The organism is Janthinobacterium sp. AD80 (assembly GCF_002878455.1).
Taxonomy (GTDB): domain Bacteria; phylum Pseudomonadota; class Gammaproteobacteria; order Burkholderiales; family Burkholderiaceae_D; genus Janthinobacterium.
This window is the reverse complement of the sequence record NZ_NRDQ01000011.1, coordinates 20,500-41,325: the sequence shown is the minus strand read 5'-3', so window position 1 is coordinate 41,325 and position 20,826 is coordinate 20,500. Positions and strand designations below refer to the sequence as shown.

General features: G+C 61.1%; 12 protein-coding genes. 5 read left to right on the top strand and 7 right to left on the bottom strand.

The genetic code is table 11. The features are described 5' to 3' along the window. The first annotated feature begins 114 nt into the window (after positions 1–114). The 4 genes from rpoB (at position 115) to JaAD80_RS02940 (ending at position 10,923) form a co-directional block, all read left to right on the top strand. Positions 115–4,221 (top strand): DNA-directed RNA polymerase subunit beta, encoded by a 4,107-nt coding sequence (gene rpoB / locus JaAD80_RS02955; protein ID WP_102292809.1) that lies wholly within the window; start codon positions 115–117, stop codon positions 4,219–4,221. 109 nt (positions 4,222–4,330) lie between these two features. Then, a complete protein-coding gene (gene rpoC / locus JaAD80_RS02950) occupies positions 4,331–8,572 on the top strand; it encodes a DNA-directed RNA polymerase subunit beta' (protein ID WP_102292808.1) in 4,242 nt (1,413 codons plus the stop codon). A 798-nt stretch (positions 8,573–9,370) separates the two neighbouring features. Continuing rightward, entirely contained in the window at positions 9,371–10,003 is a 633-nt protein-coding gene (locus tag JaAD80_RS02945) for a transcriptional regulator (protein ID WP_102292807.1), read from the top strand. A gap of 80 nt (positions 10,004–10,083) precedes the next feature. After that, positions 10,084–10,923 (top strand): HDOD domain-containing protein, encoded by an 840-nt coding sequence (locus JaAD80_RS02940; protein ID WP_102292817.1) that lies wholly within the window; start codon positions 10,084–10,086, stop codon positions 10,921–10,923. A gap of 70 nt (positions 10,924–10,993) precedes the next feature. On the opposite strand, the gene JaAD80_RS02935 is transcribed toward JaAD80_RS02940, so the two are convergent. From JaAD80_RS02935 to JaAD80_RS02910, 6 genes are all read right to left on the bottom strand, one after another. Next, positions 10,994–12,169 (bottom strand): zinc-dependent alcohol dehydrogenase, encoded by a 1,176-nt coding sequence (locus JaAD80_RS02935; RefSeq protein ID WP_102292806.1) that lies wholly within the window; start codon positions 12,167–12,169, stop codon positions 10,994–10,996. Beyond that, positions 12,166–13,290 (bottom strand): SRPBCC family protein, encoded by a 1,125-nt coding sequence (locus JaAD80_RS02930; protein WP_102292805.1) that lies wholly within the window; start codon positions 13,288–13,290, stop codon positions 12,166–12,168. Before JaAD80_RS02930 ends, JaAD80_RS02935 begins: the two co-directional genes overlap by 4 nt. 194 nt (positions 13,291–13,484) lie before the next feature. After that, on the bottom strand, positions 13,485–15,314 hold the full coding sequence (locus JaAD80_RS02925) for a DUF885 family protein (protein WP_102292804.1): 1,830 nt from the start codon (positions 15,312–15,314) through the stop codon (positions 13,485–13,487). 134 nt (positions 15,315–15,448) lie between these two features. After that, the gene (locus JaAD80_RS02920; protein WP_180979268.1) at positions 15,449–16,453 is read right to left on the bottom strand and encodes a M48 family metallopeptidase; all 1,005 of its coding nucleotides are present in this window, start codon (positions 16,451–16,453) and stop codon (positions 15,449–15,451) included. Positions 16,454–16,543: 90 nt separating this feature from the next. Beyond that, entirely contained in the window at positions 16,544–17,710 is a 1,167-nt protein-coding gene (locus JaAD80_RS02915; RefSeq protein WP_102292802.1) for an HPP family protein, read from the bottom strand. A 96-nt stretch (positions 17,711–17,806) separates the two neighbouring features. Next, complete coding sequence (locus JaAD80_RS02910; protein ID WP_180979267.1) at positions 17,807–18,103, bottom strand: DUF3349 domain-containing protein; 297 nt, start codon at positions 18,101–18,103, stop codon at positions 17,807–17,809. Positions 18,104–18,251: 148 nt separating this feature from the next. On the opposite strand from JaAD80_RS02910, the gene JaAD80_RS02905 reads away from it, so the two are divergent. Continuing rightward, on the top strand, positions 18,252–18,761 hold the full coding sequence (locus tag JaAD80_RS02905) for a co-chaperone YbbN (RefSeq protein WP_219726773.1): 510 nt from the start codon (positions 18,252–18,254) through the stop codon (positions 18,759–18,761). Positions 18,762–18,779: 18 nt separating this feature from the next. Here JaAD80_RS02905 and JaAD80_RS02900 read toward each other — a convergent pair whose 3' ends face one another. Further along, entirely contained in the window at positions 18,780–20,768 is a 1,989-nt protein-coding gene (locus JaAD80_RS02900; protein WP_102292800.1) for a methyl-accepting chemotaxis protein, read from the bottom strand. Between the last annotated feature and the right edge of the window lie 58 nt (positions 20,769–20,826).

The window sequence follows — 20,826 nt, the reverse complement described above, 5'->3', positions numbered from 1 at the left end:
CGATTCAAGCCGGAAAGCAGAGCCTTGAGGTTTCGTCTGTGTCACACGCAGCGGTGCAAACGAACACTTGCAAAACCTGAATTTTCTATCCTTTCTGTCACTCACGGAGTGTCCATGCACTACTCATTTACTGAGAAGAAACGCATTCGCAAATCATTCGCGAAGCGCGCCAACGTTCACCACGTTCCGTTCCTGCTGGCGACCCAGCTCGAGTCTTATCATAGCTTCTTGCAAGAGGACATAGCACCGTCCGGCCGCAAGAATGATGGCCTGCAGTCGGCTTTCACCTCGATTTTCCCTATCGTTTCGCACAATGGTTTTGCGCGTCTCGAATTCTTGTCGTACGTTCTGGGCGATCCTGCCTTTGACGTCAAAGAATGTCAACAACGTGGCCTGACGTTCGCGTCGCCGCTGCGCGCGAAAGTGCGCCTGGTGATCCTGGACAAGGAATCGCCAACCAAGCCCGTCGTCAAAGAGATGAAGGAACAGGAAGTCTACATGGGCGAATTGCCGCTCATGACGACCACCGGTTCGTTCGTGATCAACGGCACGGAGCGCGTGATCGTTTCCCAGTTGCACCGTTCGCCTGGCGTGTTCTTCGAGCACGACCGCGGCAAGACTCACTCGTCCGGTAAACTGCTGTTCTCCGCGCGTATCATTCCTTACCGCGGTTCGTGGCTGGACTTCGAGTTCGACCCGAAAGACATCCTGTTCTTCCGCGTCGACCGCCGCCGCAAGATGCCAGTGACGATCCTGCTCAAAGCCATCGGCATGTCGCATGAGCAAATCCTGGCGAACTTCTTCGTCTTCGACAATTTCAACCTGCGCTCCGAAGGCGCGGAGATGGAATTCGTCTCCGAGCGTCTGCGCGGCGAAGTGGCGCGTTTCGACATCGTCGACAAGTCGGGCAAGACCCTGGTGCTGAAAGACAAGCGTATCAACGCCAAGCACGTGCGTGATATCGAAGCTGCCGGCATCAAGCACATTTCCGTACCGGAAGACTACCTGCTGGGCCGCGTATTGGCGAAGAATATCGTCGATGGCGACACCGGTGAAGTCGTCGCTTCCGCGAACGATGAGCTGACGGAAGATCTGTTGGGCCGCCTGCGCGATGCCAACATTTCCGAAATCCAGACCTTGTACACGAACGACCTGGATCAGGGCGCCTACATCTCGCAAACCCTGCGTATCGACGACACCGCCGATCAGATGGCTGCGAAAGTGGCGATCTACCGCATGATGCGTCCAGGCGAGCCGCCAACGGAAGACTCCGTTGAAGCGCTGTTCAATGGCCTGTTCTACAACTCGGACCGCTACGACCTGTCGGCCGTGGGCCGCATGAAGTTCAACCGCCGCATTGGCCGCGATGAACTGACGGGCGCCATGACCCTGTCGAACGAAGACGTGCTGGCCGTGATCAAGATCCTGGTGGAACTGCGCAATGGCCGCGGCGAAGTCGACGATATCGATCACCTGGGTAACCGTCGCGTACGTTGCGTGGGCGAACTGGCAGAGAATCAATTCCGCGCCGGCCTGGTGCGTGTTGAGCGCGCCGTCAAGGAACGCCTCGGCCAAGCCGAAGCGGACAACCTGATGCCGCACGACCTGATCAACTCGAAGCCGATTTCGGCCGCGATTCGCGAGTTCTTCGGTTCGTCCCAGCTGTCGCAGTTCATGGACCAAACCAATCCTCTGTCGGAAATTACCCACAAGCGCCGCGTATCGGCTCTGGGACCCGGCGGTCTGACACGCGAACGCGCCGGCTTTGAAGTGCGCGACGTGCATCCGACCCACTACGGCCGCGTCTGCCCGATCGAGACACCGGAAGGTCCGAACATTGGTCTGATCAACTCGCTGGCTCTGTATGCCCGCCTGAATGAATACGGCTTCCTGGAAACCCCGTACCGCAAGGTCGAAGGTTCCAAGATTACCGATCAGATCGACTACCTGTCCGCCATCGAAGAAGGCCGCTATATCATCGCTCAGGCGAATGCGACCATCAACGACGCCGGCATGCTGTCCGATGAACTGGTCTCGGCCCGTGAAGCCGGCGAAACCATCCTGGTATCCCCAGAGCGCATCCAGTACATGGACGTGGCGCCGGGCCAGATCGTTTCCGTCGCTGCCTCGCTGATTCCGTTCCTCGAACACGATGATGCGAACCGTGCATTGATGGGCGCCAACATGCAACGCCAGGCTGTGCCTTGCTTGCGTCCGGAAAAAGCGCTGGTCGGTACCGGTATCGAACGCACCGTTGCGGTCGACTCGGGCACCACCGTGCAAGCCTTGCGTGGCGGTATCGTCGATTACATCGATGCGGGCCGTGTCGTGATTCGCGTCAACGATGACGAAGCGCAAGCTGGTGAAGTGGGCGTCGACATCTACAACCTGATCAAGTACACCCGTTCGAACCAGAACACCAACATCAACCAGCGTCCTATCGTGCAAGTGGGCGACCGTGTTGCCAAGCGCGACGTGATCGCCGACGGCGCATCGACCGACCTGGGTGAATTGGCGCTGGGCCAGAACATGACCGTGGCCTTCATGCCATGGAATGGTCTGAACTTCGAAGATTCGATCCTGATCTCGGAAAACGTCGTCAAGGACGACCGCTACACCTCGATTCACATCGAAGAGTTGTCGGTGGTGGCTCGTGACACGAAACTGGGCGCGGAAGAAATTACGCGCGACATCTCGAACCTGGCTGAAAACCAGCTGGCTCGTCTGGATGAATCCGGTATCGTCTACATCGGTGCCGAAGTGCAAGCCGGCGACACCCTGGTTGGTAAAGTGACGCCGAAGGGCGAAACCCAGCTGACCCCGGAAGAGAAGCTGCTGCGCGCGATTTTCGGCGAAAAAGCTTCGGACGTGAAAGACACGTCGCTGCGCGTGCCTTCGGGCATGATCGGTACCGTGATCGACGTGCAAGTCTTCACCCGTGAAGGCATTGTGCGCGACAAGCGTGCCCAGCAAATTATCGATGACGAACTGAAACGCTTCCGTCTGGATCTGAACGACCAGATGCGTATCGTCGAAGGCGATGCCTTCCAGCGTCTGGAAAAAATGCTGATCGGCAAAGTTGTCAACGGCGGCCCTAAAAAGCTGGCCAAAGGCGCCAAGATCACCAAGGAATACCTGGCCGATCTGGATAAATACCACTGGTTCGACATCCGCCCTGCGGACGACGATGCAGCGGTAGCGCTGGAAGCGATCAAGGAATCGATCAACGAGAAGCGTCACCAGTTCGATCTGGCCTTCGAAGAGAAGCGCAAGAAACTGACGCAAGGCGACGAGCTGCAACCAGGCGTGCAAAAAATGGTCAAGGTGTACCTGGCCGTGAAACGCCGCCTGCAGTCGGGCGACAAGATGGCAGGTCGCCACGGTAACAAGGGTGTGGTTTCCCGTATTGTTCCTGTGGAAGACATGCCATACATGGCCGACGGCACGCCAGCCGACGTTGTGCTGAACCCGCTGGGCGTTCCTTCGCGGATGAACGTTGGTCAGATTCTCGAGACTCACTTGGGCTGGGCTGCCAAGGGTCTGGGTATCCGCATCGGCGAAATGCTGAAGGCGCAAACCAAGGTCGAGCAAGTGCGCAAGTACCTGACGACGATCTACAACGACAACGGCCGTGCCGAAGAGCTGGATAACTTCGACGACGAAGAGATCATGAAGCTGGCGGAAAACCTGAAAAAAGGTGTTCCATTCGCTACGCCAGTGTTCGACGGTGCCAATGAAGAAGAGATTCGCCGCATGCTGGACTTGGCGTATCCGGACGACATCGCCAAGAACCTGGGCATGACCGCTTCGAAGAACCAGGTGACCATGTATGACGGTCGCACCGGTGAAGCGTTCGAGCGCAAGGTCACTGTCGGCGTCATGCACATGCTGAAACTGCATCACTTGGTCGATGACAAGATGCATGCGCGTTCGACCGGTCCTTACTCGCTGGTAACGCAGCAGCCACTGGGCGGTAAAGCCCAGTTCGGTGGCCAGCGTTTCGGTGAGATGGAAGTCTGGGCACTGGAAGCGTATGGCGCGTCGTATGTCTTGCAAGAGATGTTGACGGTCAAGTCCGATGACGTGAATGGCCGTACCAAAGTGTACGAGAACCTCGTCAAGGGCGACCACGTGATCGACGCCGGCATGCCGGAATCGTTCAACGTGCTGGTCAAGGAAATCCGTTCGCTGGGTATCGATATCGACCTCGAACGCAACTAAAAGACAGCCATCTGTCATTTGGTGTGAGTAGTACAAAGCCCGGCTGGGAAACCATGCCGGGCAATGTAGTCTCAGGAATATAGAAATTTAATCACCTCTGGAGTGATACATGAAAGCACTGCTCGATCTATTCAAGCAAGTACAGACCAACGAGACCTTCGATGCAATCAAGATCGGTCTCGCTTCGCCTGAGAAAATCCGTTCGTGGTCCTACGGCGAAGTCAAAAAGCCGGAAACCATCAACTACCGTACCTTCAAGCCTGAACGCGATGGCCTGTTCTGCGCCAAGATCTTTGGCCCGATCAAGGACTACGAATGCCTGTGCGGCAAGTACAAGCGCCTGAAACACCGCGGCGTGATCTGCGAAAAGTGCGGCGTCGAAGTGACGCTGGCCAAAGTGCGCCGCGAGCGCATGGGCCACATCGAGCTGGCTTCGCCTACCGCGCACATCTGGTTCCTGAAATCGCTGCCGTCGCGTCTGGGCATGGTCCTGGACATGACCCTGCGGGACATCGAACGCGTGCTGTACTTTGAAGCATACGTCGTGACCGATCCAGGCATGACCCCGCTGAAGAAGTGCCAGATCATGTCGGAAGACGACTACGCCGCCAAGTACGAAGAGTACGGCGACGACTTCACCGCCTTCATGGGCGCCGAAGGTATCCGTGAACTGCTGCGCTCGATCGACATCCACCGCGATGCCGAAACCCTGCGCGTGGAACTGAAGGAATCGAAATCCGAAGCGAAGATCAAGAAATACGCCAAGCGCCTGAAAGTGCTGGAGGCGTTCCAACGTTCGGGCATCAAGCCTGACTGGATGATCATGGAAGTGCTGCCAGTGCTGCCGCCGGAACTGCGTCCGCTGGTACCGCTGGATGGCGGCCGTTTCGCGACCTCGGATCTGAACGATCTGTATCGCCGCGTCATCAACCGTAACAACCGTCTGAAACGCCTGATGGAGCTGCGCGCTCCAGAGATCATCACGCGCAACGAAAAGCGCATGCTGCAAGAAGCGGTCGATTCGCTGCTGGACAACGGCCGTCGCGGCAAAGCGATGACCGGCGCCAACAAGCGTCCGCTGAAGTCCTTGGCAGAGATGATCAAAGGTAAAGGCGGCCGTTTCCGTCAAAACTTGCTGGGCAAACGCGTCGATTACTCCGGTCGTTCGGTCATCGTCGTGGGCCCGCAATTGAAACTGCATCAGTGCGGCTTGCCGAAACTGATGGCGCTGGAACTGTTCAAGCCATTCATTTTCAATAAACTGGAACTGATGGGCCTGGCAACGACGATCAAGGCCGCTAAAAAGCTGGTCGAGATTCAAGAGCCGGTCGTGTGGGACATCCTGGAAGACGTGATCCGTGAACATCCGATCATGTTGAACCGCGCACCTACCTTGCACCGTCTGGGTATCCAGGCGTTCGAGCCAGTGCTGATTGAAGGCAAGGCCATCCAGCTGCATCCGCTCGTTTGCGCCGCATTCAACGCCGACTTTGACGGTGACCAAATGGCGGTCCACGTTCCTCTGTCGATCGAAGCGCAGATGGAAGCACGCACCCTGATGCTGGCATCGAACAACATCCTGTTCCCATCGAACGGCGAACCGTCGATCGTGCCTTCGCAGGATATCGTGCTGGGTCTGTATTACGCGACCCGCGAAGCGATCAATGCGAAGAACGAAGGGATGATGTTCCCTGACGTATCGGAAGTGATCCGCGCCTACGACAACAAGGAAGTCGAACTGACGACCCGCGTTACCGTGCGTATTACCGAGTACCCGAAAAACGCCGAAACGGGCGAATTCGAGAAGACGGTAACGCGTTACGAAACGACGATCGGCCGTGCGATCCTGTCGGAAATTCTGCCTAAAGGCCTGCCGTTCTCCGTCCTGAACCGCGCGCTGAAAAAGAAAGAAATTTCCAAGCTGATCAACACGTCGTTCCGCAAGTGCGGCCTGCGCGCCACCGTGGTGTTCGCAGACAAACTGATGCAATCGGGTTTCCGCCTGGCGACACGCGCCGGTATCTCGATCTGCGTCGACGACATGCTGGTACCTCCTCAAAAAGTCACCCTGATCGCGACGGCCGAATCGGAAGTCAAGCAGATCGAACAGCAATACGCTTCGGGTCTGGTGACCGCCGGCGAACGTTACAACAAGGTCGTCGATATCTGGGGCAAGACCTCCGATGAAGTCGGCAAGGCCATGATGGACCAGCTGAAAGTCGAAGACGTGATCCGCCGCGATGGCACCAAGTCGACGCAAGAATCGTTCAACGCCATTTACATGATGGCCGACTCCGGCGCGCGCGGTTCCGCAGCCCAGATTCGCCAGTTGGCCGGTATGCGTGGTCTGATGGCCAAACCGGATGGCTCGATTATCGAAACGCCGATTACCGCGAACTTCCGCGAAGGTCTGAACGTTTTGCAGTACTTCATTTCGACCCACGGTGCACGTAAAGGTCTGGCCGATACGGCGCTGAAAACGGCGAACTCCGGTTACCTGACGCGTCGTCTGGTGGACGTGACGCAAGATCTGGTGGTGATTGAGGACGATTGCGGCACCATGAACGGTACCGTCATGAAGGCCCTGGTTGAAGGTGGTGAAGTCATCGAACCGTTGCGTGACCGTATCCTCGGCCGCGTGGTGGTGCATGACGTCGTCAATCCTGAAACCCAGGAAACCCTGTATGACGCCGGTACCCTGATGGACGAAGACATGGTCGAAGAGATCGAGCGTCTGTCCATCGATGAAGTCAAGGTCCGTACGCCACTGACTTGCGACACGCGCTTCGGCCTGTGCGCCAAGTGCTATGGCCGCGACCTGGGCCGCGGCATGCTGGTCAACGCCGGCGAAGCCGTCGGTGTGGTGGCAGCGCAGTCGATTGGTGAGCCGGGTACCCAGCTGACCATGCGTACCTTCCACATTGGTGGTGCGGCATCGCGTGCGGCAGTGGCATCGTCGGTGGAAGCCAAGTCGAACGGTACCATCCGCTTCACGGCAACCATGCGTTACGTGACGAACGGCAAGGGCGCGCAAATCGTCATTTCCCGTTCCGGCGAAGTGCTGATTACCGACGACCATGGCCGTGAGCGTGAGCGTCATAAAGTACCGTACGGTGCGACCCTGATCGTCAAGGACGGCATGGTCATCAAGGCCGGTACGGCCCTGGCAACGTGGGATCCGCTGACCCGTCCGATCATTACCGAATACGCCGGTCAAGTGCGTTTCGAGAACGTCGAAGAAGGCGTCACCGTAGCCCGTCAGGTCGACGAAGTGACCGGTCTGTCCACCCTGGTGGCGATCGATGCGAAACGTCGCGGTTCGCTGACCAAGACCCTGCGTCCGCAAGTCAAGCTGATCAACGACGCGAACGAAGAAGTCAAGATCGCCGGCACCGAACACTCGGTGGCGATCGGCTTCCAGGTCGGCGCGCTGATCATGGTCAAGGACGGTCAACAGGTATCGGTGGGTGAAGTGCTGGCACGTATCCCGACCGAATCGCAAAAAACGCGCGATATTACCGGTGGTCTGCCACGCGTTGCGGAACTGTTCGAAGCGCGCTCGCCGAAAGATGCCGGTATGCTGGCGGAAGTCACGGGTACGGTTGCGTTCGGTAAAGAAACCAAGGGCAAGCAGCGTCTGGAAATCACGGACATGGACGGCAACAAGCATGAGTTCCTGATTACCAAGGACAAACAAGTGCTGGTGCATGACGGCCAAGTCGTGAACAAGGGCGAGATGATCGTGGACGGCCCGGCCGATCCGCAAGACATCCTGCGCCTGCTGGGTATCGAAGCGCTGGCACGCTACATCGTTGACGAAGTGCAGGACGTGTACCGTCTGCAAGGCGTGAAGATCAATGACAAGCACATCGAAGTGATCGTGCGTCAGATGCTGCGCCGTGTTCAGATCGTCAATGCCGGCGACACCAACTACATCGTTGGCGAGCAGGTAGAGCGTTCGGAACTGCTGGACGAGAACGATCGCGTGACGTCGGAGAACAAGATTCCTGCGACCTACGAGAACGTCTTGCTGGGTATTACCAAGGCATCGCTGTCGACCGATTCGTTCATCTCGGCCGCATCGTTCCAGGAAACCACCCGCGTGCTGACCGAAGCGGCGATCATGGGCAAGCGCGATGGTCTGCGCGGCCTGAAAGAGAACGTCATCGTCGGTCGTCTGATTCCTGGCGGTACGGGCCTGGCCTTCCACCGCGCACGCAAAGAGAAAGAAGCGTGGGAAGTGGAAGAGCGTCAAGCACTGCTGCTGGCAGAGAAAGCCTCGCTGGCTGGCGAAGCTGCCGAAGCGCTCCAGGATATCGAAATCCAGCAACACCACGGCGACGAAGCGTAATCTGCGCTGCTAGCTGACAAGAACGGCATCAGGGAGAAATCCCTGGTGCCGTTTTTTTATGTGCGCGGTTAAAACCTTTCGGCGCACACGCAAAGAGAAGGAAGCGTGGGAGGTGGAAGAGCGGCAAGCACTGCTGCCGCCGATAAACCCACACTGGCCGGTGAAACCACCGAAGCTTTGCGCGCCATCGAAATCCAGCAATACCACGGCGACGAAGCGTAATCAAGCACGCTGCTAGTTGACAGAAACGGCATCAGGGAGAAATTCCTGGTGCCGTTTTTTTATGTGCGCTGTTAAAACCTTTCGGCGCGCACGCAAAGAGAGGGAAGTGCTTTGGCATTCGCTTTTCAGGACGGCCATTTGATAAAAGATGGATCAATTGGGTAAAGACGGCTTATCCATAAATTGAACATTGAGATTATGTAATTGGCGATGCTGATGGAATTTCATTGTGAGAATGTATTAATGAAAAGTTCAATAAAATGGACAAGCGGTTTGCGCATCGCGACAGCTTATTGGCGGCAATATATCCGCGCGTTTATCGGATGCTGCCGGCCCATGTTGCATGCTGAAACGTGGTGCTTTGCGGCCAGACGCGGTATGCGCAGTGAGCGCTTACAAGCGCGCATGGCGCTGCAAGTTTTTTGACCATGTGACGCCGCCACCGTTCGGCGTTTTTGGCGCGGCGCGCTCAGGCGCGGTTGAGGGAGAAACGACGTGGTGTCGCACTGTTGCGCCATGGCCGGCGATTCCCGCTGACGCGCCAGTTTCCAGTTTATTCATGCTAAGATTTGGCGCATGATTGCCCAAGCCCTGTTTACTCCCGCCCAGCAGAAACTGCTGGGATTGCTCTTTGTCCGCGTGAATGAAGGCTTTCATTTGAACGAGATCATGCGCCTGACTGGCCTGGGCAGCGCTTCGGCACAGCGCGAGTTGCGTCGTCTGCACGAGTCGGGCCTGATCACGTCCGAGCGCATCGGCAATGTGCGGCGCTTCTGGCCAAACAAGGAAAGTCTGGTATATCCGGAGTTGAGTGGCCTGGTGCAAAAGACCTTTGGCCTGGTCGGTGTGCTCAGCACCACCCTGGCGCCGCTGCGCGCGCAGCTGCAGCTGGCCTTCGTGTATGGCGCCATGGCGAAAGGACAGGATTTGCCGGGCAGTGCCGTCGACCTGCTGCTGATTGGCGAGGAAGCCAATTACGGTGATTTATTAACGGGATTGGCTCCGGCCGAGCGAACCTTGCGGCGTAAAATCAATCCCAACTTATATACGCTGGCCGATTATCGGCGCCGCTTGCGCGAAGGCCAGCCATTCTTGCTGCAGGTATTGCAGCAGCCTAAGCTGTTTGTAATTGGCGATGAAACGGAGTTGCAGGCATTGGCATTAAAAGACGACACCTTGCAGCCAAATGGCATGCCAGCTGTTTTTTAAGCGGACTGGCCTGGCAAACACTTTCTGCTATAAAGTGAAATTGTTTGCTGGAATAATATCTGAGGCGGATTGATCGTATGATGAATAAATTACAGGCGTTTGGCTTGATCGTTTCCCAGGCGGTGCGGGGAGAACTGACCTTCCCCACCAGCGTGAATTCCGCCTTGCAATTGCAACTGGCCCTGGCCGAACCGGACTGCCATATTGACCATGCGATCAAGCTGGTCCTGGCCGAACCGCTGCTGGCGGCGCGCACCGTGGCCTTGGCCAACTCGGCCGTCTACAGCCGCGGCGACGCCCCGCCCGTGACCAGCGTACGCGCCGCCGTCATGCGCATGGGCTACCGCAACTTGTATGCGCTGGTGGCGGCCATGGTGGTGCGCCAGTTCGGCAGCAAGATCATCGATCCCGTGCTGCGCCAGAAGGCGACCCAGCTGTGGGAACATACTGCCCATGTGGCGGCGCTGGCGCATGTGATTGCCCGCCGCATCACCAACGTCGATCCCGATACCGCCCTGTTTGCGGGCATCGTGCATGAAGTAGGCGGCTTTTACCTGCTGTCGCGCGCCGACGAGTTTCCCGGCCTGCTCGATGACGACGCCGACCACTGGATGGAATCGGCCGAAGAGATCATTTCGCGCGAAGTCATGAAGAAGCTGCTGATTCCGCTGGCCGTTAGCGAGGCCATCGAGGGCTTGCGCGACGGCTTGCTGTCCATCCCGCCCGACTCCCTGCTCGACACCTTGTTATTGGCCAAGCAACTCTCGCCCGTGGCCTCGCCACTGCAGGCGACTTTCGTGGAAATGCTCACGCCGTCCGACTCCGTCATCGATTTCATTATCGACAACGAGACCCTGCAAAGCATCCTGGCCGAATCAAACGAGGAAGTGCGTTCGATGAGCGCCGCGCTGCTGGTCTGATAGGCTGCCGGCGCCAGGCCAGGCTTAGCCGGCGTCCGCAGGTTCGCGCCATGCGGTCCGGACAAGGCGCTTACTGTCCCGGATGCAGCACCACCTTGATGCATTGCTCCTGTTTCTTCTGGAAGATGTCGTAGCCATGCGGCGCTTCGTCCAGGCGCAGATGATGGGAAATGATGGCGCCGGGATCAAGTTCGCCCCGCTGTATGCGTTCCAGCAGGGGCTGCATGTAGCGCTGCACATGCGTTTGCCCCGTCTTGATGGTCAGTGAACGGTTCATGATGGAGCCGAATGGAATCTTGTCGCTGAAGCCGCCATAGACCCCGGGCACCGAGACCACGCCGCCGTTGCGGCAAGCCATCAAGGCTTCGCGCAAGGCCGTGGGACGGTCCGACTCCAGCTTCATCGTTTGCTTGAGGCGGTCGTAGAGATAGCTGATGCCGGAACCGTGGGCTTCCATGCCGACCGCATCGATGCAGGCGTCGGGACCCCGTCCACCCGTCATTTCACGCAGCGCATCGGGCACGTCCACCGCATCGAAATGCAGGGTTTCCGCTCCGGACAGTTCGCGCGCCATGCGCAGTCGTTCAGGATAATGGTCGATGGCGATGACCCTCTCCGCGCCGAGCAGGAGGGCGCTCTGGATGGCGAACTGTCCCACGGGGCCGCAGCCCCACACGGCCACCACCTGGCCCGGTGCGATGTCGCAGGCCTCGGCCGCCATGTAGCCGGTCGGCAGTATGTCCGAGAGGAACAGCACCTGTTCATCCTTCAGCTCGTCCGGCACCTTGATGGGGCCGACGTCCGCGAAGGGCACGCGCACGTATTCCGCCTGGCCACCCGCGTAGCCGCCCGTCAGGTGGGAATAGCCAAAGATGCCGGCGCCCGAGTGGCCCCACATCTTTTCCGCCATGTAGGCGTTCGGATTGGAGTTCTCGCACACCGAATACAGCTGCTGTTCGCAGAAAAAGCAGCGTCCGCAGGCGATGGGAAACGGCACCACGACCCGGTCTCCCACCTCGAGCTTGCGCACGGCGGCACCCACTTCCACTACCTCGCCCATGAACTCATGGCCGAGGATGTCGCCTTGCTCCATGGTTGGCACGACGCCATTGTAGAGGTGCAGGTCGGAGCCGCAGATGGCCGTGGAGCTGACCTTGATGATGGCGTCGCCCGGATTGAGGATGGCGGGATCGGGCACCTGCTCGACCCGCACGTCGCGCTTGCCGTGCCAGCAATTGGCTTTCATGACAGACCTCCGTTCGTTTGCGTACCGGCAGCATGTGCCTTGTTGCCGGCGTTGTTGCCAGCCTTGTTTGCAGCCTTGTCCAGCAGCCGCGTCTTGAAGCTGCGTTTGCCCGATGGCTGGCCCTCTGTGGTGCTGACTTCGCCCGTTTCCATCCACTGCTTGAAGCGGCGCAAGGTGGTGTCGATCTTGTAGGCGGGCGCCTGGCTGAAGAGGCCGGCGATGGCTGCGCCTGCCTTGCCGACGGGCGCCTGCATGTGCAGTTGCAGGGTGACCACCGTGCCGTGCCCGCCTGGCGCCGGCGCCAGTTCAAGCGCGCCCGTTTCCGCATGGTTCTCGGCCGCGCGCCAGCGCATGCCCTGGCCCGGACGCTCTTGCGTCAGTTCGCCTATCCAGACGCCCTCGACACTGTTCCAGCGCGAGCGGCGCGCATCGATCACCTGCACCGACTGCAGGCCGGGCATGAAGCGGGGCAGGTTTTCCAGGTCGCGCCAGGCGCGGTAGCAATCATCGGCGGAGCGGTTGACGATCACGCTCTTTTGCAGCGCCAGCCCCTCTTCGCCAGGTCCCGGCAGTTCGCTCAGCTTGCGCGGCGCCAGCTGCGTGCTGGCGAGATAGTCGATGGCCGTCACGCCGGCCACCACCGCTGCCGTGGTCGCCAGTCGCGCGCGCGCATTGCGCCGGCTGGTCATGGCCACGCCCAGCAGCGACAGATCCATGGCGTCGCCAGCCACGCGCGACCAGCGCCATGCCGGACGGGTCTCGCCACGCAGCAGGCCCACGCCGCAGGCCAGTTCGCGTAGGCCGATGACGCGTATCCAGAGGGGGGAAACACCCGTCAGGCCGCTGGCCCGCGCCAGGCTGCGCGGTGCCAGCAGCTGGGCCAGGCCCAGGCCGATGCTGAGCCAGCCAAGCGCGCTGATCATGGCCGTGTTGCCGCGCGCGCGCTCCTGGGGAATGTGCCGCTGCATGTGCCCGTCCGGCTGACCCCGCGCGCTGGTGTAATGAAGAATGCCGTCGTGCCCATTCTCGAATGCGGCGGATGTTTCCGCCGGCATGGCCGGCTGCTGTTGCCATGTTGGCGGACGCGCCGTGGCGCCGTCGCTCCTGTCTTCGTTTTGCATGCTGCCTCCCTTCTGTGTGTGAGAATTAGGCAGCGTTGTCTGGCAGGCGTTCCGGCAGGCGTGCGTGGGATGCGCTGTTTTATGCACGCTTCTGTGCCAGATCAAGTATCGGCGCGAAAAAAAGCGGCGGCCCTGGCTGGGGCCGCCGCTATTGCAGAACGGGCTAGCTTACCGGGCTAGCGTACTTGGTGCGTTTACTTCTGCTGCGCGATCCAGCGGTCGACCTTGGCTTCCAGCAGTTTCAACGGCAGGGTGCCATCGCCGAGCACCACTTCGTGGAACTTCGGCAGGCTGAACTTGTCGCCCAGCGCCTGCTGCGCGCGTTGGCGCAGTTCAACGATTTTCAGGGCGCCGATCTTGTAGCCGAGCGCCTGGCCCGGCCACGCCATGTAGCGTTCCGTCTCGCTTCTGGCCACGGCGTCGTAGCCGAGCGTATCGCGCATGTACTTGATGGTCTGCTCGCGCGTCCAGCCCTTGGTGTGCAAGCCCGTGTCGACCACCAGGCGCACGGCGCGCAGCATCTCGTCGTTCAGGTGGCCGAAATACTGGGCCGGATCGTCGAACAGGCCCATTTCCTTGCCCAGGGTTTCCGCGTACAGGGCCCAGCCTTCCGTGAAGGCATTGTTGCCGCCGAAGCGGCGGAAGTTCGGCAAGTCCATCTCCTGCACCAGCGCCAGGTGGAAATGGTGGCCAGGCTTGCCTTCATGCAGGAACAGGGTGGTCATGCCCGTGTCGCCATACAGTGTCGGATCCGTGACAACAGACCAGAAAACGCCCGGACGCGAACCGTCGGCGGCCGGCGCCGTGTAGTGGTCGGCGGCCGTGTCGCGGCTCAGTTCAGGTTCCAGGCGCAAGTCCAGCGGCGCCTTCGGCACCAAGGTGAACAGGGCGGGCAATTTGCTGTCAAGCAGCACGTTCATCTTGCGGTAGACGTCCAGCACTTCCTGGTCCGTCTTGAACGGGCGGTATTTCGCCTGCTGCGAGACCCACACGGGCAAGCCGGCGGCCGGGCCGTTGTAGCCCATCTTCGGTCCGACGATGGCGTATTGTTCCTGGATGCGCGCCACTTCCTTCAAGCCGATGGCGTGGATCTGTTCCGGCTGCATGTCCGTGGTGGTGCTGCTGGCCACGCGCGCCTGGTACCAGGCGGCGCCATCGGGCAGGGCGCTCCAGCCACTGCTGCTGCGGCCCGCCGGCAGGTAGTCGCGTTCCATGAAGGTGGCCAGGCGCTGCAGGGCCGGCATCAGCTTGGCTTCGATGATGACGGTGTAGGTTTGCGTCAGGCGCGCCTTGTCGGCGGCGGAAAAGCTGGCAGGCAAGTTCTTGATGGGCGTGTAGTAAACGCTGTCCTGCGGCGTGGCGCTGACGAGTTTTTTAAATTGCGGCAAGGCCGATTCCGTCAGCGCTTTCGGCAGCACGATGCCCTTCTGCATGCCGACTTGCATGTTGGCGATGGCCTGGTCGATCCAGCCCGGCAACTGGCCGATACGGCTCAGGTAAGCGTCGTATTCCTTGACCGTGGTCAGCGGCTGCGATGCCTCGCCGCCCGCATAGTTGGCCAGGGTGACGGGCATGCTGTCCATCTGGTTCAGCGGCAGCAGGTGTTCGGGGAAGCGCTCGAAGCTCAGCGCCGTCGCCAGTTCATAGTCGAGAATGTCGTAGTTGATCTGGTCCTGCTGCGACAGCTGCGCGCGGGCGATGGCGCGCAAGGTTTTCTGGTACTGGTGATACAACGCAAACTGTTTTGCCCGCGCGGCAGGCACGATGGCGGAACCGATCTGGTCGTCAAAACGGTTGTCGCCGCTTTCGGTGGCGCCGATCGGCTCGAAACGGGCCAGCGCATCGTAGTACTGGTCGGCCAGCACTTGCAGCTGCTGTTTGGCTTGTGGCGCGCTGGTGGCAGGCGCGGCGGGCGCGACGGCGGCCTTGGCTGCGGCCGGGGCCGCTTGCGCCATGGGCGCGTAGGCGAGTAGCAGGGAGACGGCCAGGGTGCCGAGGGTGCCGGCGGCAATACGATGCTTCATGCGCGATGTCCTTTGTAAGGAGGGAATGAACGGGGCGTAGCGGAGTCGGGGTGGCCGGTCGCGAAGGAGCAGCCGGGGCGTAAGCATACGCGATTGCCTGCTGCGTTTGGATAAATTGTACGAGAGGAATGTTGCTATTTTGCCGTAGGCGGCAGGGCCGCTTTCATGCCCTGCCAGTGGCTGCTGCTCAAGGGACGGCAGGCGGGGCAGGGGGTGGCGGCGATCAGGCTGCGGATTTGCTGCGCGCGCGCCGCCGTCTGCGGGTGCGAGGAAATCCAGCCCGGTACCTTCGCCTGGTCCTTGTCATCGAGCTTCTGGAAAAAGCGCAGCATGCCATCGGGACGGATCTGCGCGCGCTGCAGGGCGAGCAAGCCCAGGCGGTCGGCTTCTTCTTCCATGTCGCGGCTGAAATACAGGGTACCGGCCTGGTGCGCCAGCATGGCGGCCACGGCGCTGATATCGCCGATGGTCACGCCCACCAGCGCGCCCCAGCCCAGGCTGCTGATCATTTGCCGCAGCGAATGGCGCTGTTCCACGTGCTGCACTTCATGCGCCAGCACGCCGGCCAGCTCGCCCGGATCGGCCGCCTGGCGCAGCAAGCCCGTATGCACGACGATGATGCCGCCGGGCATGGCAAACGCGTTGACGCTCTCATCGTTCTTGACCAGCCAGCGGTAGGAGTAGCGCGAGCCGGCCGTCAGTTGCTGGCCGATGTCCTGCACCGTCTGCTGCGCGGCCCCCTTCTCGACGATGCCGCCCTGCGCGCGCACCTGCGCCAGGGCCAGCTCGCCCAGCTGCTTTTCCGTCGACAGGGGAATCAGGCCGGCCAGCGCGCCGATGGCATTGCCGCCTTGCCACCACAGCAAGGCGGCGGCAACGACGCCCGCGCCCGTCAAGGCTGCCAGCCAGCCCGACACTTGCCGGCGGTTGCGCTGGCGCTCGTTCCACAGGCGCTGCAGCTGCGGCTGCAGCGCGGCCGGCGCCTCGTTCAGGACGATGGCGATGTCGCCGGCTGCCAGCGGCTTGAGCGACGCTTGCCGGCCCTGGCCGTCGAGCCAGTTGAGGAACAGTTCCGGGCCATCGACGCCGCCCACGCTGACGATCAGCTGCCCGACGTCAACGGTGACGCCGGGGCGCATCGACGGCCAGCTGGCTGCCGAAGAAATGCGCGCTGACGGGCGTGCCGGCCGGACCGCCATCGGGGCCGGTCAGCAGCGCCTGGAACGCCGTCATGCGGCGGCCTCGGCAAAGCGGCTTTCGTACAGGGCCGCCATCAGGTCGGACTGGCTGATGATGCCGGCCAGGCGCTCTTCGTCATCGAGGATGGGAATATGGTGGTAGCCGGCGTCGGCCATCAGGGGCACCAGGTCGATGATGGGCGTGCCCAGGCGGGCCGTATGCGGTGACGGCGTCATCAGCTGCCCCACCACTTCCGGCTTGTCGGTATGCGACAGGCCGCTGCGCTGCAGCAGGCTGCGCAGGCGCTGGCGCATGCCCTGGTAATCGTCGAGGCCGCCATGACGCAAAAAATCCGTCTGCGTGATGATGCCGATGACGCGGCGCGCGCGGTTGACGACGGGCAGGGCGCCCACCTCGTGCTCGCGCATGGTACGCCAGGCAACATCCAAGAGCGTGCCGAATTCCACGCTGAGCACGTCCTTCGACATGATGTCGGCGCAGGTGATGACGCCGAAGCGCCGCTGGTAGGCGCGCATTTCCGTCTGCAAAAAGATGGCCTGCAAATCATCGCGGCTGATGTCCAGCACTTCGCCGTGCTGGCGCAGCACGGCATCGAGATCGTCCGGCGAAAAGCCCAGGCGCGCGCTGGGCAAGTCATCCTTGGTGGCGTGCGGATGCGGCGCCACCAGTTGCTGGATGTGCGGATAGCGGCGTCCCGTCAGGTTGTTGTACAGCACGGCGCAAGCGACCAGCACGGCGGAATTGAACAGTACGGTGATGAAGACGAATTCAAAGCCGGCCGCATGCACGCTGGCGCCGCCCACCACGGTGGTGAGCGCCACGGCGCCGCCCGGCGGGTGCAAACAGCGCAGGGCGAACATCGCGCCGATGGCCAGGCAGGCGGCCAGCGCCGCCACGCCCACGCTGGGCCCCAGCCATTTTACGCAGGCCACGCCCACCAGGCCGGACACCACATTGCCGCCCACCACCGACCATGGCTGCGCCAGGGGGCTGGCAGGCAGGCAGAACAGCAGTACGGCCGAGGCGCCCATGGGGGCGATCAGGTAGACGCTGGCACTGTCGGGCGCCAGCAGGAAATGGCAGATGAGGCCAGTGAGCAGCAAGCCGCAGATGGCGCCCGCGCAGGCGCGCGCCTGTTCGCGGCGGCTGCCGTTGTTCGGTTGCGGCAGCCAGCGTGCCAGGAAAGATGTCGTCATGATGGGGAGGGCGCGTTCCAGACGCGTTGCTCGGTTAAGCCCGTCATTATCCCATGCGTGCCGTTTTGCTGCCGGCAAGTGCCCATCCTGCCGGTATCAATCTTCCGCGCAGACGGCCTGCAGGCCGTGCTGGTTCAGCAGTTCCCTGATGCTGTCGGTGGCGGCGGTGCCGGGCTTGCTGCCGGCACACGCATGGATGTCATTGAGCACGCGCGCCGCATCCTTGCCCGTGGCGTCCGCCATCAGCTGTGCCAGATGGCGGTCGGAAAAGTGTTCATATAACAAGGCCAGCACGGGTCCATACGCCGTGTCGGGGATGCCGGGCGGGAAGGCGCTGCGCAGCATGCGTGCGGCGCTCCACAGTGGTTGCGGCAGCTGGTTTTGCTTGGTCAATGCATGCTCCTGGTCTTGCTTATGCGTTTTTCGTATAAGCACAGTGCAATTAAATTGTGGATATTTCCTGTAGGCAGGCATATTCTAAATGGCCATGCCTGCTGGCATCTGTTCAGTTGGCCTCACGCTTATTTCACAGGAGTTCCGCATGCGCGCTTCCATCCTTTCTACCGTTCTCGCCAGTGTGCTGCTGGCCGGCACCGCTGTTGCTGCCGCGCCAACACCAAGCAATCCCGTCGCCACGCCGCACCTGCCGTACAACGCGGCCGCCGATGCCAAGGCCGACGTGGCCCATGCGCTGGCCGAGGCCAAGGCTGCCCACGTGCCCGTGCTGCTGATCTTTGGCGCCAACTGGTGCGAGGATTGCCGCGCGCTCGACCGGGCCTTGAAGGAAGGCAAGAACGCGGAGCTGATGCAGCAGCAGTTCAAGGTGGTCAAGGTGGACGTGGGCAATTTCGACCATAACCTCGATGTGGCGCACGCCTATGGCAACCCGCTCAAGAAGGGCATTCCGGCCGCCGTGCTGGTGTCGAGCGACAACAACCAGGTGCTGTATGCCACCAAGGGCGGCGAACTGGCGAATGCGCGCCGCATGAGCGAGAGCGGCATTTATGACTTCTTCAAGCAGGCGGCCAGCGTCAAGGCGCCCGCGATGTAATGACGTGAAGCGGCAGCCTTAAAACTCTTCCCATGCATCGCTGCCCGGCGCGGCCGGCGTGCGCGTGGTGGCGATCGACGCACGCACAGCCTTGGGCGGCGTGGGCCGGCTGGCCGCTGGCTGCGCTGCCTGTCCCGTTTCTTCCAGCTTGAACACGCTGACCACCTGCGCCAGCCGGCCGGCCTGATCCTGCAGTGACTGGGCCGCGGCTGCCGCTTCTTCCACCAGGGCCGCATTTTGCTGGGTCGCATCATCCATCTGCGTGACGGTGGCGTTGACTTGCGCGATGCCCTGGCTTTGCTCCTGGCTGGCCGAGGCGATTTCTCCCATCAGGTCGGCGACGCGCTGCACGGAGACGACGATGTCCTGCATGGTGGCGCCGGCCGAGTCGACCAGCTTGCTGCCTGCTTCCACCTTGCTGCCCGAATCGACGATCAAGTCCTTGATTTCCTTCGCCGCCGCCGCCGAGCGCTGCGCCAGGTTGCGCACCTCGGTGGCCACCACGGCAAAGCCGCGACCCTGTTCGCCTGCGCGCGCCGCCTCGACGGCCGCATTCAGGGCGAGGATATTGGTCTGGAAGGCAATGCCGTCGATGACGCCGATAATGTCAGCGATCTTGCGCGAACTTTCGGTAATTTCGCCCATCGTCTGCACCACTTGCCCCACCACGTCGCCACCCTTGACGGCGTGGCCCGAGGCCGACACCACCAGCTGGTTGGCCTGGCGCGCATTGTCCGCATTCTGTTTCACGGTCGACGTGAGTTCTTCCATGGCCGCCGCCGTTTCTTCCAGACTTGATGCCTGGGCTTCCGTGCGCGCCGACAGGTCCAGGTTGCCCGAAGCGATCTGGCTCGATGCGCTGGCAATGGCCCCGGTACTGTCGCGAACTTCGCGTATCGTCACGTTCAGCGATGCGACGAAACGGTTGAAGGCGGCGGCCAGCGCGCCGACTTCGTCCTCCGATTCGACGGGCATGCGGCGGCTCAAGTCGCCATTCCCGCTGGCGATTTCGCTGAGCATGCCGGCTGCGCGCGCGACGGGCGCGGCGATGGCGCGGCTGATCACGTAAATGATGACCAGGGCGATGCCGCCGCCGACCAGGCCAGCGATCAGCGCGGCGATCAGGGCCGAGCGCGTGACATTGCCCAGCACTTCCGTTTCCGGCACTTCGGCCATCACATACAGATTCAATTCCGGCACGAAGGAGGCGGCGACGAACTGGCGCCCGGCCGGCGCGTCGTAGATGGCGGAGACATATTTGTTGCCCGTCAACAGGCTCTTGCTCAAGGCTTCGCTAAAGCCGGGCAGATCCTTCAATGCATGCTTGCCGTCGGCCAGCTTTGTATCGCGGTGCACCAGCACGATGCCGTTGGCGCGCGCCAGATAGACGTGGCCAGTCTGGCCGATCTTGTAGCTGCGAATGGTTTCGGCCAGCGCATTGATGGACAGGCCCAGTCCGGCGGCGATCTGCTTGCCGCCCGCCGTCTGGCCGCGCGCATTCAGGTACAGCATCAGGTCGCTGGAGTTTTCCGCCTTGTCGATGTCGAGCGTGTAAGCCTTGTCGCCGGCCAGCAAGCCATAGAACCACTGGTCGGCAGCCTGGTTCTTGTCCAGGGTGCGCAGCAAGCCGTCCGTGGTGAAATACTTGCCCGTGCTGGCCGAGGCCCAGTTGATCGAGGCGGCCTTGTTCTTTTTCTTGACGACCTTGGCGTAGCGCTGGAAGGTGGCGATGCCGCTGTCGGGCAGGCCCGCATCTTCCCAGTCCTGCAGGTAAACATCGTTGGCCATGGTTTGCACCACGGACAGGGGCTGGCTGATCTGGCGCAGCACGTCGTTGCGGATTTCACCCACCTGCGCCGGCAATTCCTGGCCGACGACGCGTTCGCGCACGTAATCGCTGCTCATGCGCACGCTGAGAAAAGACGAGATCGCCATAAAGAGCAGCAGGCACAAGCCCATGCTGAACAGGAGTTTTTTCTGGATGGAGAGACGGCGAAGCAGAGACATGAAAGACCTTGGAGGATGGCCTGCACAATATTAGGCAGAAAAGCGGGCAGGCAAGGTG